This is a genomic window from Nocardia sp. NPDC050435 (assembly GCF_040655395.1).
GTDB lineage: Bacteria > Actinomycetota > Actinomycetes > Mycobacteriales > Mycobacteriaceae > Nocardia.
Genome location: NZ_JBFAJW010000008.1, coordinates 465,886 through 479,856, shown reverse-complemented (window position 1 = coordinate 479,856; position 13,971 = coordinate 465,886). Strand labels below are relative to the sequence as shown.

13 protein-coding genes are annotated in these 13,971 nt (G+C 69.2%); 3 read left to right on the top strand and 10 right to left on the bottom strand.

Annotation, left to right across the window (positions count from 1 at the left end; all coding sequences use genetic code 11):
- Positions 1–299: 299 nt before the first annotated feature.
- Together cysC and AB0I43_RS25990 are read left to right on the top strand one after the other, a co-directional pair.
- Complete coding sequence (gene cysC / locus AB0I43_RS25995; RefSeq protein WP_357432733.1) at positions 300–887, top strand: adenylyl-sulfate kinase; 588 nt, start codon at positions 300–302, stop codon at positions 885–887.
- A gap of 2 nt (positions 888–889) precedes the next feature.
- On the top strand, positions 890–1,645 hold the full coding sequence (locus tag AB0I43_RS25990; RefSeq protein ID WP_357432732.1) for a sulfotransferase: 756 nt from the start codon (positions 890–892) through the stop codon (positions 1,643–1,645).
- A 31-nt stretch (positions 1,646–1,676) separates the two neighbouring features.
- Here AB0I43_RS25990 and AB0I43_RS25985 read toward each other — a convergent pair whose 3' ends face one another.
- Positions 1,677–2,486, bottom strand: coding sequence for a tyrosine-protein phosphatase (locus AB0I43_RS25985; protein ID WP_357432731.1), 810 nt, complete (start codon positions 2,484–2,486; stop codon positions 1,677–1,679).
- Between the two features lie 234 nt (positions 2,487–2,720).
- Here AB0I43_RS25985 and AB0I43_RS25980 point away from each other — a divergent pair, with 234 nt between their 5' ends.
- Positions 2,721–3,515, top strand: a complete 795-nt coding sequence (locus tag AB0I43_RS25980) for an MBL fold metallo-hydrolase (protein WP_357432730.1) — start codon at positions 2,721–2,723, stop codon at positions 3,513–3,515.
- Between the two features lie 3 nt (positions 3,516–3,518).
- Here AB0I43_RS25980 and AB0I43_RS25975 read toward each other — a convergent pair whose 3' ends face one another.
- The 9 genes from AB0I43_RS25975 to AB0I43_RS25935 all read right to left on the bottom strand — a co-directional run bounded on the left by AB0I43_RS25975 (position 3,519) and on the right by AB0I43_RS25935 (position 13,942).
- A complete protein-coding gene (locus tag AB0I43_RS25975; protein ID WP_357432729.1) occupies positions 3,519–4,727 on the bottom strand; it encodes a cytochrome P450 in 1,209 nt (402 codons plus the stop codon).
- Positions 4,724–6,382 (bottom strand): fatty acyl-AMP ligase, encoded by a 1,659-nt coding sequence (locus AB0I43_RS25970; RefSeq protein ID WP_357432728.1) that lies wholly within the window; start codon positions 6,380–6,382, stop codon positions 4,724–4,726. Before AB0I43_RS25970 ends, AB0I43_RS25975 begins: the two co-directional genes overlap by 4 nt.
- A gap of 8 nt (positions 6,383–6,390) precedes the next feature.
- The gene (locus AB0I43_RS25965) at positions 6,391–7,128 is read right to left on the bottom strand and encodes an alpha/beta fold hydrolase (protein WP_357432727.1); all 738 of its coding nucleotides are present in this window, start codon (positions 7,126–7,128) and stop codon (positions 6,391–6,393) included.
- Positions 7,125–8,381: a cytochrome P450 gene (locus AB0I43_RS25960; protein ID WP_357432726.1), complete on the bottom strand. Its 1,257-nt coding sequence runs from the start codon at positions 8,379–8,381 to the stop codon at positions 7,125–7,127. Before AB0I43_RS25960 ends, AB0I43_RS25965 begins: the two co-directional genes overlap by 4 nt.
- Positions 8,378–9,271 carry a cyclopropane-fatty-acyl-phospholipid synthase family protein gene (locus AB0I43_RS25955; protein ID WP_357432725.1) on the bottom strand — a complete coding sequence of 298 codons (894 nt, stop codon included), beginning with the start codon at positions 9,269–9,271 and terminating at the stop codon, positions 8,378–8,380. The genes AB0I43_RS25960 and AB0I43_RS25955 overlap by 4 nt, the downstream gene beginning before the upstream one ends.
- A gap of 2 nt (positions 9,272–9,273) precedes the next feature.
- Positions 9,274–9,531, bottom strand: coding sequence for an acyl carrier protein (locus AB0I43_RS25950; RefSeq protein ID WP_356974144.1), 258 nt, complete (start codon positions 9,529–9,531; stop codon positions 9,274–9,276).
- A gap of 12 nt (positions 9,532–9,543) precedes the next feature.
- Positions 9,544–10,356, bottom strand: a complete 813-nt coding sequence (locus AB0I43_RS25945; protein ID WP_357432724.1) for an acyl-CoA desaturase — start codon at positions 10,354–10,356, stop codon at positions 9,544–9,546.
- Between the two features lie 165 nt (positions 10,357–10,521).
- A complete protein-coding gene (locus AB0I43_RS25940; RefSeq protein WP_357432723.1) occupies positions 10,522–11,748 on the bottom strand; it encodes an MFS transporter in 1,227 nt (408 codons plus the stop codon).
- Positions 11,726–13,942, bottom strand: coding sequence for a beta-ketoacyl synthase (locus AB0I43_RS25935; protein WP_357432722.1), 2,217 nt, complete (start codon positions 13,940–13,942; stop codon positions 11,726–11,728). The genes AB0I43_RS25940 and AB0I43_RS25935 overlap by 23 nt, the downstream gene beginning before the upstream one ends.
- Positions 13,943–13,971: the final 29 nt, after the last annotated feature.

Genomic DNA, 13,971 nt, shown 5'->3' with positions numbered 1-13,971 from the left:
CGGGCGGCGGGTTTATGGGTTTCCCTCGCTCCCCACCCCACCCCCACCCGCCGCCCGGGCCGCTGTATCCCCCCGGGGGTTTGTGGCGCCCCCCCCCCCCCCCCCCACAACCACCAGATCGAAACTGGAATCGGGCGCAGCGGATTTCGCCACCGCCTATCGGCACCACGAACCCTCTCCCCCTGCGAAAAACTATCGCTGGCCTGCGATCCGGCATAGGTCCAGGTTCCACGGAGCCCATCGAGTGGAGTTCGCGAATTCGCAACCCGGCTCTCATCTCCGCGTGCCACACATGTGTCATGAAATACGGTGTACCGGCCGGACCGGAAATCAAGGGCGGCACAGTACTGTTCACCGGCTTGCCGAGCGCGGGGAAATCCACTCTCGCGCTGGCCACCCGCGCCCTGCTGACCGAGAACCGCCACGCCGCGGAGGTGCTGGACGGTGATGACGTCCGCAGCCGCTTCTGGCCCGAACTGGGGCTCTCGCGCGCCGACCGGGCGCAGAACCTTGACCGCATCGGCGGGATCGCGACGCTGCTGGCCGGGCACGGGGTGATCGTCTTGGTCGCGGCGATCGCGCCGTTCGCCGACGATCGGGAACGCATGCGCGCACGGCACCTCGGGGTCGGCCTCGAGCTGCTGGAGGTGCATCTGGCGACTCCGCCGGACGTGTGCCGGTTCCGCGATGTCAAAGGGCTGTATGCCCGCCACGATCGCGGCGAATTGACCGGGCTCACCGGCGTCGACGCCGGGTACGAGACGCCGCGGCGGCCGCATCTGCGCCTGGACACCTCCGCGGAGACCGTGGCCGAATCCGCCCGCCGGGTTGTGGCGCTGCTCGCCGCGCACGAACTGGTGGCCGCCCAGCCCGTCCCGGAGCGCTGACCGTGCGCCGCCTGATTCCGGACCCCGTCTTCGTCCTGTCCCCGCCCCGCTCCGGGTCGACGCTGCTGCGCTCCGTCCTCGACAGCCACTCCCGGATACACGCGCCGCACGAGCTGCATCTGACGCTGCTCGCCGTCGAGAAAAGGAGCTGGGCGGCAGGCGAACACAGTGACCGTTACGCGAGCATCGCGCTCGGCGAAATCGGCCTGACCCTCGCCGAGGCCGAACATCTGCTGTGGGATCGCGTTCTGCACCACGAACTGACCCGCAGCGGGAAACAGCTCATCGTGAACAAGACCACCGACAACGTATTGAACTGGCGACGCATCGCGGAGTGCTGGCCGGGCGCCCGCTACCTGTTCCTGTTCCGGAATCCCGCGCACATCGCGGATTCGCTCGCCCGCGCGTGGGCGCACCGGCCCGATATCGATACCGTCGCGCGCACCAAGATGTTCGTCACCGCCATGGACGCGGCGCGCGCCGCCCTGCCCGGCCACGACATCCGATACGAGGACCTGACCGCGCGGCCCGAGACCACGGTGCGGGCGCTGTGCGAATTCCTCGGCGTGCCATGGGAACCGGACATGCTCGAGTACGGTCGCTTCGATCACGGAACCTATGTGCGTGGCATCGGGGACTGGAGTGACACCATTCGCTCGGGCGTGATCCAGCCACCGCGCCCGGCTCCCGTCGCGGTGTCCGAGGAACTGCGCTCCGCGTGCGCCGCATGGGGCTATCTCAAGCAAGCGACGCGGTAACCCGGCCGGAGCCTTTGGGCCGCAACAGAATTCACCGGGCAGGCGTCGGCAGCCGGTGCCCCCGATCGTCGAGCAGGTTCTCGGCCAGCTGCTGTTGGGTCGCCTGGTCGAGGCCGGCCCGGGTCGCCCACACGCCGGGGCCGCCGTACTCGGTGTCGAGGTGGGTCAGGAACTGGCGCATGGTGGTCGCGTCGGCGGCGAAGACCCAGTCGGGGAGCCGGTCGTCGGCGCCCGGTCGAGCGGCGCGGCCCCCACGAGCCCGCAGCGCGGCGATGTTCGGGGTGGTGGCCGCGTAGTCGGCGATGATGTCGTCCGCGCGCACCCCGGCGACCGCGAGCAGCAGGGCGATCACCACTCCGGTGCGGTCCTTGCCGGCCGCGCAGTGGATCAGCGCGGGCATCTGCCCGGGGGCGGCGAGCAGGTGCAGCACGGCCGCGATGTTCTCGCTGCTGTGCGCGAGATATTCGCAGTACCGGTCGAACATGTTCCCGTCGAGCGCGACCTCGGTGAGGTCGAGGCGGACCCGGTCGGCGCCGTAGACGTGCAGGTTGCGATAGTCGGCGACGGCGTCGACCACGGCCCCCGTACCGTCGGTGACGATCTCGCCCGGTGCGCGCAGGTCGACAATCGTGCGAAGTCCGCAGTCGGTCAGCAGGAACGCCACGTCCCCGGCGTCCAGCCCGGTCAGCAGGTCCGACCGCAGCACCCGCAGGCGGCGCACCCGCCGCCCGTCCAGGGTGCGCAACCCGCCCAGATCCCGCGCGTTCACCGCACCGCGCAACGGCAATTCCCGGCCCATCGAAGAACTCACACCGTCGGTCATCACAATCCCCGTTCTCATGTTTGCCACACCTACTCGCACGCTCGTCAACGGTATTCGCTACCGCGCGCTGACAATTCCGAAATCCGCTCTCTCCGAATGCGACTCAGACTGTTTCAGAAGATCAGGGCACTGACAACGCCGGTTCGATCGCGAAATTCGATGGACAGATCGAAAGTTTCGATGCGAGTCGGCGACCGCGGCTCCCCTCGATACCTTCGGCACGGAAACTTCCCGTGTCGAAAGGTATGTCGAATGCACCTCACCATCGTCGGAAATCGAGCCGGGATGCCCGCCGACGGCGCTGCCAGTTCGGGCTATCTGGTCGAAACCGGCCGGTCGAGAATTCTGCTCGACTGTGGTCCCGGAATCGCGGTGCTGCTCGGCAACTACCTGCACGCGAGCCTGCTCGACGCGGTGGTCATCAGCCACCTGCACCTGGATCACTGCTACGACGTCCTGCCCATCGGCAAGCAGGCGATGCGCAGAGCCCCCGACGCCCCGGACCGCCGGATCAAGCTGTTCGTGCCGAAAGGCGCTCGCGCGAAACTGGATCAACTCGCCGCGCTGTTCCCGGTGCGGACCATGCCCGACCTGAACCGGGCGTTCGACCTGGCCTACGAGGTCATCGAGTACGAGCGCGGCGCGACCCACACACTCGGCGACTCCAGCATCGAGCTGGTGCCCATGGTGCACACCGAACCCGCGTGCGGCGTCCGGATCGAAAGCCCCACCGGCAGTATCGCGTTCACCGGCGATACCGGCTGGAACGACAACCTCGTCACGCTCGCCGCCGACGTCGACCTCTTTCTCGCCGAAACCACCCTCGCCGAGCCGGACCAGACCGCGCACGGTCATCTGTGCGCCACCGAGGTCGGGCGGGCGGCGGCCGCCGCGCGGGCTCGCTCGGTGGTGCTGACCCATTTCGGCTCCGCGGAGCAGGAGTGGCAGCAGGCTCGGCGGGCCGAGGTGTCCGCGGAGTTCGGCGGGCCCGTGCACCTCAGCCGGCCCGGCATGCGGTTCTCGGTGCCCGCCGAACAGCCGCGCTGAGCCCTATACGGCGACCGTCAATGTCGCGAGGCCACGCAGGTTGATTCGGCCGTTCCAGGTCTGGTCGACCACCGTGGCCTCGGGAAAGCGGGTCACGAAGCGCGGGAACACGATCCGGGCCTCCATCCGGACCAGGGCGGCGCCGAGGCAGTGGTGGATGCCGGCGCCGAGCGACACGTTCTGGTTCGCGTTCGGCCGGTCCAGGCGCAGTTCGCCGGCGTCGGGGCCCCAGAATTCGGGGTCCCGGTTGGCGGCGGCCAAGGCGCCGATCACCCAGCTGCCCGCCGGGATCTCGTGTTCGCCGACACGCAACGGCGCGAGGGTGATCCGGCGCATCAGGTGCACCGGGGTGTCGAAGCGCATCAGTTCGTCGACGGCGCCCGCCGCCAGGCCGGGCTCGGTCCGCAGCCGCCGCGCCTGGTCCGGATGCCGCAGCAGCGAGCGGATGCCACTGCCGAGGTGGGTCACCGTCGTCTCGTGGCCCGCGATGTAGAGGAACATCACCTGCGAGATCATCTCGTCCTCGCTGAGCATGTCGCCGTTGTCCTCGGCGCTGATCAGCGCGGTGAGCAGATCGTCGCCGGGGTTGGCGCGTTTCCAGCGGACCAGTTCCCGGACCATGCCGAACAGTTCCTGGTTCGCCGCCCGGATCCGCTCCTGGGTCTGCGGGCTCGCGAACGGCTCGAACACCAGCACCACGATCTCGGTCAGCTCGCGCAGCCGGGTGTGCTCGCCCGCCGGGACGCCCAGCATTTCCGAGATGATGGTGAAGGGCAGCGGAAAGGCCAGTTCGGCGATGATATCCGCGGTGCCGGCGGCGGCGATGCGGACCAGCGCCTCCTCGACCAGTTCCTCGACGCGCGGTTGCAGCGCTTCGATGGAGCGGGGTGTGAAGGCCTTCGACACCAGGCGCCGGAGCCGGGTGTGGTCGGGCGGATCCTGGTCCAGCATCGACAGCCCGCCCATCACCCGGCTCTCCTTGCGGACCTCGGCGCTGCCGCTCTTCCACGCGGGCAGATGCCGCAGGTGCTGCTCGTCGACGGAGTGCGGCGAACGCTGCAGGGCGGCGACGTCCGCGTGCCGGGCGATGATCCAGAATCCGAGTGGGTGTTCCTGCGCCCGTCCCGCGGCGCGTAACTGTGCGTAGTGCGGGTAGGGGTCGTCGGCGAATCCCGGTGCGGTGGGATCGAAGACGAAGGTCTCGTTGCTCATTGCAGGTATCGCTTTCTTGCCGCTGCTCGCATGATCTTTCCGCTGCTCGTCTTCTGCACGGTGTCCGGCGCGGCGAGCACCACGTCCGCGACGGCGAGTTCGTGCTCCTGGAGCACCGCCGCCCGGATGGCGCCTTCGATGTCGCCGGTGCCGGCGTCGGCGTCGCGCTTGATCTCCTGGACGACGACCAGCTTGTCGCCGTCGCGCCCGGGCACCGCGAAGGCCGCGCCGCTGCCGGGTCGCAGCGCCGGGTGTGCGCCCGCCACCGTGTGCTCGATGTCGTGCGGGTAGTAGTTGCGACCGCGGATGATGATCATGTCCTTGAGCCGCCCCACCACGTACAGCTCACCGTCGACGACCAGGCCGAGGTCGCCCGTGCGCAGGTAGGTGCGCTCGGGATCGTCGGCGCAGCGGGCCTGGAAGGTCTCGGCGGTCGCCTCGGGCAGGCCCCGGTAGCCATGGGCCACATGGTCGCCCGCCACCCAGATCTCGCCGGCCCGATCCGGCGGGCAACGCTCGCCCGTCTCCGGGTCGACGATGAGCAGTGCCTCACCCGGCAGGACCGCGCCCGAGCCGACGAGCGTGCGGCCCCGATCCACCGGGGCCGCGACGTAGCGTCGATCGGCGAGCGCGTCGATATCGGCGTCCAGCAGGCGCGGACCCCGGCCCTTCCCGCTCGCCGAGACCAGCAGCGTGGCCTCCGCGAGCCCGTAGCACGGGAACACGGACTGGGCGCTGAAGCCTAGTGGGGCAAAGGTTTTGGTGAACCTCTCCAGGGTCTGCGCCCGGATCGGCTCGGCCCCGTTGAACGCGACCTGCCAAGAACTCAGGTCCAGATCGGGTAGTTCGCCCGCCGCCGCGCGTGCGACGCAGGCGTCGAAGGCGAAGTTCGGGCCGCCGCTGGTGTGCGCGCGATAGTTCGAGATGGCCTCGAGCCACCGCAGTGGCCGCCGGATGAAGGCGGCCGGTGACATCTGGATGCAGGTCGCACCGACGTATACCGGTTGCAGCACATTGCCGATCAGGCCCTGATCGTGGAAGAAGGGCGCCCAACCGACCACGGTCGAATGCCGATCGTGGCCGAAACTCCGCCGGATCATCTCCTCGTTGGCCACCAGGTTCCGATGCGTCACCATGACGCCCTTCGGCGTGGAGGTCGACCCGGAGGTGTATTGCAGGAACGCCACCGAGTCGGGATCGGCCGCCGCCGGTGTGAAAGCGGTATCCGCCGTGGACAACTCGTCGACGGCCAACCACTGCCGTGCGGTGCACAGCGGCTCGAGCACCGGTCGCAGCGTCTCCAGCAGCCCGCCCGTCGTCAGCACGGCCGTGGGCGCGCAGTCGGCGACGATGGCGCGGGTCGCGTCCTGGACCCTGCCGCGTCGCGGCGGATTCACCGGTACGGCAACGATATTCGCATAGAGGCAGCCGAAGTAGGCGGCGATGAACTCGACACACTGCGGGAACACCAGCAGGGCGCGGTCTTCCGGTGCGCAGCGCGAGCGCAGCAGCCGCGCCACCGCCATCGCCTGTTCGTGGAGTTCGCGATAGGTCGTGGTGGTGTGCTCGGCGCCGTTGTCGTCGAGGAAGATGTAGGCGATGCGGTCCGGCTCGTCGGCGGCGCGGCGCGCGAGAATATCGGGGAACAGCTGCACGTCGATCCTCAGGTCAGGGCGGCGGTCATGATCGCCGCGATTGCCGCGCGATGCCGATGGTGGAACAGGTGATCACCGGCGAACTCGTGGGTGGCGAACGGCCCGTCGGTCAACGACCCCCACGCCCACACCTCATCCGGATCGGCGATCGGGTCCTCGGTGCCGTAGAAGGTCGTGATCGGGCAGGTGAGCCGGGGCTGCGGCTGGTGGCTGTACTCCTCCGACAACTCCAGATCCGCCTTGGTCAGCGGCAGCGCGTAGCGCAGGAAACTCGCGCTGCGGCCCGCCGCGCCCCAGGCCCCCATCGTGGCCATCGCGGCGGCGAAGTCGTGGTCGGGCAGGCGATGCAGGACCGCGCGACTCGCCGCCAGATGCGGCGACCGGCGACCGGAGGCGAACAGGTGAACCGGTGGCCGGCCCGCGACGGTCAGCGCGCGAGCCAGTTCGTAGGCGATCAGCGCGCCCATGCTGTGGCCGTAGAGCGCGACCGGCTCGTCACCAGATTCCGTTATCTGGCCGGTCAATTCGCGGACTGCCGCACCGACGCGGTGTAGCGGCGGGTGCCGCACGACGTCCTCGCGGCCGGGAAGCTGGACCCGGACCACCCCAATCTCGGGGCCGAACAGCTCCGGCCAGCGGTTGAACGAGGACGCCCCGGCACCCGCGTGCGGGATACACACCAGCCGCACCGCCGCGGGTGCGGCGGCACTGCGCAACCATGATTTGACCAGCCCGGTACCGGTCATCGCGCCCGCCACACATCGACGGGCAGGCTTTTCGGCCCGCGCACGATGAAACTGTGGTCCTGCCACTCGACTTCCCGCGACCGCGCCCGCAGGTCGGCCGAGCGGACGAACAGGTACTCGAAGGCAACCTGTGCCTGGAGCTCGGCCAGCAGTCCGCCGAGGCACCCGTGCATGCCGTGGCCGAATCCGAGATGTCCGCCGGCGGTGCGGGTCAGGTCGAACTCGTCGGGCCCGGCGAAGACGGCGGGGTCGCGGTTGGCCGCGCCGAGACACACCAGAACCTGCTCGCCCGCCGAGATCCTGGCACCGGCGAGCTGGATATCGCGGGTTGCCAGGCGCTTGGTCAATTGCAGTGGCGGGTCGTAGCGCAGCGCCTCGGTGACCGCCGCCTGGACCGATTCCGGTCCCCGGCGCAGCAGCGCGGCCTGCTCCGGATGCCGCAGCAGGGCGAGCGTCCCGTTGCCGATCAACGATTTGGTGGTCTCGTTGCCCGCGACGAAGCACATGATGCAGACGAAGACCACTTCCTCGTCGGTCAGCGCGTCACCGCCCGCGGTCCGGGCGGCGAGCAGCTGGCTGATCAGATCGGGCCCGGGCCGGGCGCGCCGCTCGGGCAGCACGGCATCGATGGCAGCCGCGAATTCCTCGACCACCGCGCAGACCCGCTCGAAGTCCCCGGCCTGCATCATGCCGGGTTCGAGCAGGAAGCGGATGTCGTGGGTCCACGGCCCGACCTGCCCGCGCATATCCTCGGGCAGATTCAGCCATTCGCACAGCACGGCCACCGGCAGCGGCGCGGCCAGGTCGGCGATGACGTCCAGGCCGCCGGCCCGCCAGGCCCGCTCCATCAGGTCGCCGGCGATTCGGGTCACCAGCGGTCGCAGCGAGGCCACCGACCGGGCGGTGAACACCCGGTTCACCAGTCCGCGCAGCCGCGCGTGATCGGGATTGTCGGTGAACACCAACGACTTTCGCCCGAGGCGTTCGATCTGCGCGACGCTGCAGTGCCCGAGCCGCTCGGCCTGTCTGCTCACCAGACTGGGGATCAGACCGGCGCTGAAGGAGCGATCGTGCAGCACCGCACGCACCTCGGCGTGCCGGGTGAGCACCCACATACCGAGCGTCCGGTGCACCGGTTCGGTTGCGCGCAACTGCCGGTAGAGCGGATACGGGTCGTTCCGGAATTCGGCGCTGAACGGGTTGAACCGCACCCTGGTCCGGGGTGCGTCGAGATCGGGCGAGTGGGCGGTCATGTCGGCCGCACGCGATGGTCGGTGAAGAATCCGCTGCGGTAGGGCTGCAGGACGAGTCGCAGCAGGCCGATCTTGCCCATCCGGAATCCGAGCGCCGACAGTTTCAGGTAGCGCTCGTAGCGGGCCACCACCTCGCTGCCCACGAGCTCGGTGGCTTCGGCGCGGTTCGCCCGCAGCCGGCGCGCCCACTGTTCGCACGTCCAGGCGTAGTCGAGGCGCCCGTTGCTGATCGAGCGAACCTCGAACAGCCCCTCGGCCGCGGCGGTGATCTCGGCCAGCGTCGGCAGGTCGGCGTCGGGGAAGATCTCCTGCTGCATGAAGGCGCTGGCCTGCTCGCGGGACATGTTCGCGTAGGCGATGGTCTGTAGCGACAGGGTGCCGTCGGGCTGGAGCCAGTCCCGGCACCGCGTGAAGAAGTCCCGGTACACGCGGATCTTCTGCTCCGGTGCGTCGTCGGGCGTCGCGAAATGTTCGAAGGCGCCGATCGAGATGATGCCGTCGAATCGGATGCCGGGCTCGTAGTGCAGCCAGTTCTCGGTTCGCACCTCGACGCCGGGGTAGGCGCGCGAACGGACGAACTCGGCCTGCTCGGGACTGAGTGTCAGCCCGACGGACCTGGCCACCCCGGCCCGGCTCAGCCGCTCGAGGATCGCGCCCCACCCGCAACCGACGTCGAGGACCGCGGCCGCGCGCTCGGCGCCGATCGCGTCCAGATGGAATCGCAGTTTCCGGTCCTGAGCCGATTCCAGTGTGTCGCCGGGGTTTTCGCGCAGCGCGCAGGAGTAGGTCAGCGACTCGTCGAGCCAGAGCCGATAGAAGTCGTTACCCGCGTCGTAGTGGTGACGGATCGCTGCGGCGGCCGCGACGGACCGCTCGGTATGAACCGACATCGCTACCCCACACTCCGCCGGCTCTGCTCGTGCAGGTGGGCGGCGACGGCGTCGAGGTTCGGGTTGTCGAACAGGTCCTCGGGCGACAGATCGACGCCGTAGCGATCCTCGACCTCGATCAGCAGCGCCACGGCGAGCGCCGAGTCGATGCCGAGACGGTCGAAATCGGTGGCCGGGTCGATGGTGTCGGCCGGTACCTCGAGCAACCGCGCCAGGTATTCCTGGCACCAGGTGACAATGGCTTCTTTGCTGGTATCCACGGTGCTGATTCCTTAGATTCGCTTGGCTGCCATGCGTTCGGCGGACGGCATTTTCAGGTCCCAGGCGAGACCGCAGAATGCCAGTATTCGGATGAGCCAGAAGCCGGGATCGAGGCGATACCAGTCCAACCCGAAGGAGGGCGATTCGGGAAACGCGTGGTGATTGTTGTGCCACGACTCCCCCAGTGTCGCCAGCGCGAACACACCACCGTTGTGACTGTTCTCGCGGGATCGGTACCGGCGGGTGCCGAACATGTGCAGGAACGAATTGATCGCCCAGACGATGTGCTCGAGGACGAAGATGCGCACCAATCCGCCCCAGAGCAGGCCGGAGACCGCGCCGATCCAGCTCATCGAGACCAAGCCGCCGATCACGGTCGGGATCAGCAGCCCGAGCGCCACCCAGTAGTAGTACAGGCGGGCGATGCGGACCAGGCCCCGATCCTTGATCAGGTCGGGCGCGTAGTGCACCACGTTCGGGTATTCATGGCGGCGCATCCACAAGAAATGCGAGTGGGCCAGGCCGCGCAGCGCGCCGCGCAAGCCGTCACCGGCGAGGTTGGGCGAGTGCGGGTCGCCTTCGCGATCGCTGTACTCGTGGTGGCGCCGGTGCAGCGCGACCCAGGAGATGACCGGGCCCTGGCCCGCCATCGAACCGAGGATCGCGAGCACCCACGCCACCCAGGGCGTCGCTTTGAACGTGCGGTGGGTGAACAGCCGGTGATAGCCGACCGTCACGCCGAGCCCGGTGAGCAGCCACATGCTGAACAGCAGGGCGAATTCCAGCACACCGAAGGGGTGGATCAGCAGGAATGCGAACGCCACGACGGTTCCGATGATCGGAAGAATATCGAAAAGCAGAAAGTGCCGTCGTTGCAGTCGATGAATATAGGGACTACTGATCGTTTTCCGGCGCGGTTCGGGATTCATTGTTCAATTCACCTCAGCGATATAGAAACCGAGCGCAACATTATTACCGTAACCATGTGTTCAGCGATCGGCGACGGCGTTCGACAATTGGCGATCGACGGATCGGAATTTCTTATGACGGACCAGCGACAGCGCGACGCTGATCGCGCCGAAGCCGGTGGCGAACATCCAGAGGTGACCGGCGCCGAAGACCGCGATGACGGCGCCGCCGATCGCCGAGCCGAGCGCGGCTCCGAGATACATCGCCGACCCGTTGAGCGACAACAACATCGGCGCCTGCTCGGGGGTCGCGTCGGCGATCATGCTGTGCTGCTGCGCCGGCAGGAAGGCCCAGCCGACCACGCCCCACACCGTGACGAAGGCGACGGTGGTCGCCAAGGTGTGCGCGGCGACCGGCTGCCACGCCAGGTTCACGGTGAAGATCGTCAACGCGCCGAGCAGCACCGGCCGTGCGCCGAATCGGTCGATCAGCGCGCTGCCGCCCCACAGGCCGAGCATCGCCCCGACACCGTGCGCCATGATCAGCACGCCGACATAGGCGACGCCGACGGCCGGGACCTCGGCATAGATCGGGCCCACGTAGGTGAACATCATCAAACCCGCGGTCATGCCCGAGATCGTCACCGCGAGCCCGAGCCAGACCGGTGGATGCCGCAAGGGCGCGAGCCGCTGCCGCAGCGACACCGCGGGCGCGCCCTCCTCGGCCGGAACTGTCCACGCGACACCGACGGCCGTGACCGAGGCCACCACGGCGACCGCGACGAACGCCATCCGCCACGACGACAGCCCGGCCACCCAAATTCCCAGCGGTACACCCGCCACGGTGGCGATCGAGATGCCTCCCAGGATCACCGCCAGCGCCCGTCCTCGACGGTCCGCGGTGGCCATCCCGGCCGCCGCCGCCCCCGCCATCGGTACGTAGATCCCCGCGACGCACCCGGCCGCGATACGCGCCACGGCCATCACCCACGGTGACCAGGCCACCGCGGCAAGCAGATTGACCACGGCGAACATCGCGATCGCGGCGAGCAGCAGGTGCCGTGCCGAGCGCATCCGCAGCACGGTGACCGCTACGGGCGCGGCGAGGGCGTAGGACAGGGAGTAGCCGGTGACGAACAATCCGGCGCCGGCGACGGAGACCCGCAGGTCGGCGGCCATCGGTGCCAGTACTCCGGCGACGAGGTAGTTGTCGGTCCCGGCGCAGAAGGCGCCGAGCGCGAGCACCAGGACCGGCAACCAGCGCGTCGACGCACTCCCGTGCGCCTCACCAGGGTTGGGCGCCGGCATCGCGCAACTCCACGGCGACATCGGTGAGTTCGTAGATCCGCATGCCCGGTTTCCAGACGCTCGCGTCGGCGATCACCCGAATCCGGCCGGGCCGCCGTTCGACGCTCTTGATGTGCGCCTCCAGCGTCATCAGCTCGTCCTCGGCCAGGATCTGACCGCGATAGCGCCACGACAACGCCACCCCGACCGGGAGTACGAATTCCGGAGCGACCAGTTCGGCGGCGAGACCGGTCGCGACCGTCCACTCCTGCATCGCCTGAATCACCGCCTCGACACCGAGGGACCCGGGCATCACCGGATCGAGGTAGAAGTGGTAGCCGAAGAACCAGTCGTCGGCCCGGACCGCCCGGGTGGCGCGCAGGTAGCCCAGCCCGAAAGCTCCGGCACCGTCGACGGTTTCGATGCGATCGAGCATCGCCAGATGGCCGGCCGCGCAGGGCATGCCGGTGCCGGCGGCTCGCCGTGCCGCGACGTCGATGACGCGGACCGCCGGGCGCTGCTCCTGATCGTCGAGCCACGTCGGCACGAATTCGCCGTTGTCGAGCCCGTTCTGGTTCGCCAGCGCCGGGCCGTTGAAGAACCCGAACAGCGACTCTCCCGCGTAGAACGGTTCACCGTCCACCGCGAGTTCGTAGGAGAAGGTCTGGAGCACGGCCCCGGCCAGGACGGTGGTGTCGATCAGCCTGCTGGTCTGCTGAATCGTCTTGTCCCGCAGGTCCACCTCGCGCAGCACGGTCGCGGAGCCGTCGAGGTTGCGCAGGCTGAAATCCTCCCGGGGCGAAGTGAGGGTGGCGCCGAGGAAGTAGCCGAGCAGCAACGCCGACTGCAGGGAGGTCTCCATGTAAACGATGTTGGGCATGGAGGCGTTGGCCGACTCGACGTAGTACCAGGAGTCCGCGGGCGAATCGTATTCGGTGTGCGCGCTGCCCGCCCCGAGCTGCCCGCGGCGGCCGTCGACGGCCATCACCCGGTCGCAGAGTTGCAGGCCGTGGTTGGGCATGCGGGTGGCCCGGCGGCCGGCGTAGGCCGAGAACTCCGGGCCGAGCGCGATGCCGAGATCACCGCGGGCGCTGTGGGTCATGTGGAACTCACCGAGCAGGGCACGCTGTCCGAAGACGTTGCGGCGGCCCAGGAATCGGGGAATCTCGCCGCCGGCGTCGGGTCCGATCGGCAGACCCGGCGCCTCCGCCACCACCAGGGTGAGGCCGTGGACGCGCGCCACCACTTCTCCCGTGCACCGGATTTCGGCGTTGATCCGGAGCCAGGGCCGCGGCAACAGGTCGATCTGGACCACGTCGGCGATCAGTTCTGCGGGTCCGGTCAGCGGGGCGGAGACGATCACCTCGAAGGGCTCGCCCGCCTGGAATCGGGCGCCGGCCAGGCACAGCTGCAGACCCGCGCGCACCGCGAGGACCTGGGCGGCCTGCCAGGTGAGCTCCGTCGCGGCGGTGACCGGATCGGGGCCGTCGATCCGGCAGTTCGCCCGCAATCGCCCCCTGGCCCACGGGCCGCCTCGCCCGGCGATCTCGAGCACCTCGGTGAGGCGGGCGTGGGCGCCGTCGGTCAGCCGGATATCGGGATTGACGCCTTCCTGGTCGTAGGCCGGGCCGAACACGGCCGCCACCTCGCCGCGGCCGAGTGCGGCGAGGGCGGTGCCGTCCAAGGCGGATATCGGTGTGCGGGCGAGGAACTTGAAGGCGTTCATGGTGGTCGCCGGTGGTGGCAGCTCGTCGACCACGGGGTGTCCCGGCGCGGCGGAGACCGTGAGGCCGGCCTCCGTCGTGTAGTCCAGTACGACCTCGAACGACTGCTCCGGCCAGGCGTCCGGTGCGGGCACGGATGCCCGGACGCCCTGCTCGTGGTGACCGAGGGTCTCGAGCGCCCGCCGCTGCAACGCGGTCTGCACGTCCAGGGCCGACAGGTGCGCGGCGACGAGTTCGGACCGCACTTCCCGCAGCAGCGCGGCGACGGGGTCGACGGGCGAGCCGTCCACCGGCGCGGCGGCGGCCCGGCCCACGGGCACCGGCACGGTGGCCGGCCGCGTCGCCGGCACCGAACCGTTGCGTGGTGGGGCCGCCGGCGCGGTCGGCGGTTGCGGGGCGGGGCCGGCGGCCGGCTCCAAGGCCAGCGACCAGGCGAGGACGTCGAAGGGCTCACCGTCGAAGTCGAGGGTGTCCAGTGGTGCGATGGTCATCGAATCTCCGTTTCTGACATCGACGATGC

Bases quoted from the DNA above. Each gene is read 5' to 3' on its own strand.
- cysC (WP_357432733.1), top strand. From the start codon at position 300: ATGAAATACGGTGTACCGGCCGGACCGGAAATCAAGGGCGGCACAGTA.
- AB0I43_RS25985 (WP_357432731.1), bottom strand. From the start codon at position 2,486: ATGAGAACGGGGATTGTGATGACCGACGGTGTGAGTTCTTCGATGGGC.
- AB0I43_RS25980 (WP_357432730.1), top strand. From the start codon at position 2,721: ATGCACCTCACCATCGTCGGAAATCGAGCCGGGATGCCCGCCGACGGC.
- AB0I43_RS25975 (WP_357432729.1), bottom strand. From the start codon at position 4,727: ATGAGCAACGAGACCTTCGTCTTCGATCCCACCGCACCGGGATTCGCC.
- AB0I43_RS25965 (WP_357432727.1), bottom strand. From the start codon at position 7,128: ATGACCGGTACCGGGCTGGTCAAATCATGGTTGCGCAGTGCCGCCGCA.
- AB0I43_RS25960 (WP_357432726.1), bottom strand. From the start codon at position 8,381: ATGACCGCCCACTCGCCCGATCTCGACGCACCCCGGACCAGGGTGCGG.
- AB0I43_RS25955 (WP_357432725.1), bottom strand. From the start codon at position 9,271: ATGTCGGTTCATACCGAGCGGTCCGTCGCGGCCGCCGCAGCGATCCGT.
- AB0I43_RS25940 (WP_357432723.1), bottom strand. From the start codon at position 11,748: ATGCCGGCGCCCAACCCTGGTGAGGCGCACGGGAGTGCGTCGACGCGC.
- AB0I43_RS25935 (WP_357432722.1), bottom strand. From the start codon at position 13,942: ATGACCATCGCACCACTGGACACCCTCGACTTCGACGGTGAGCCCTTC.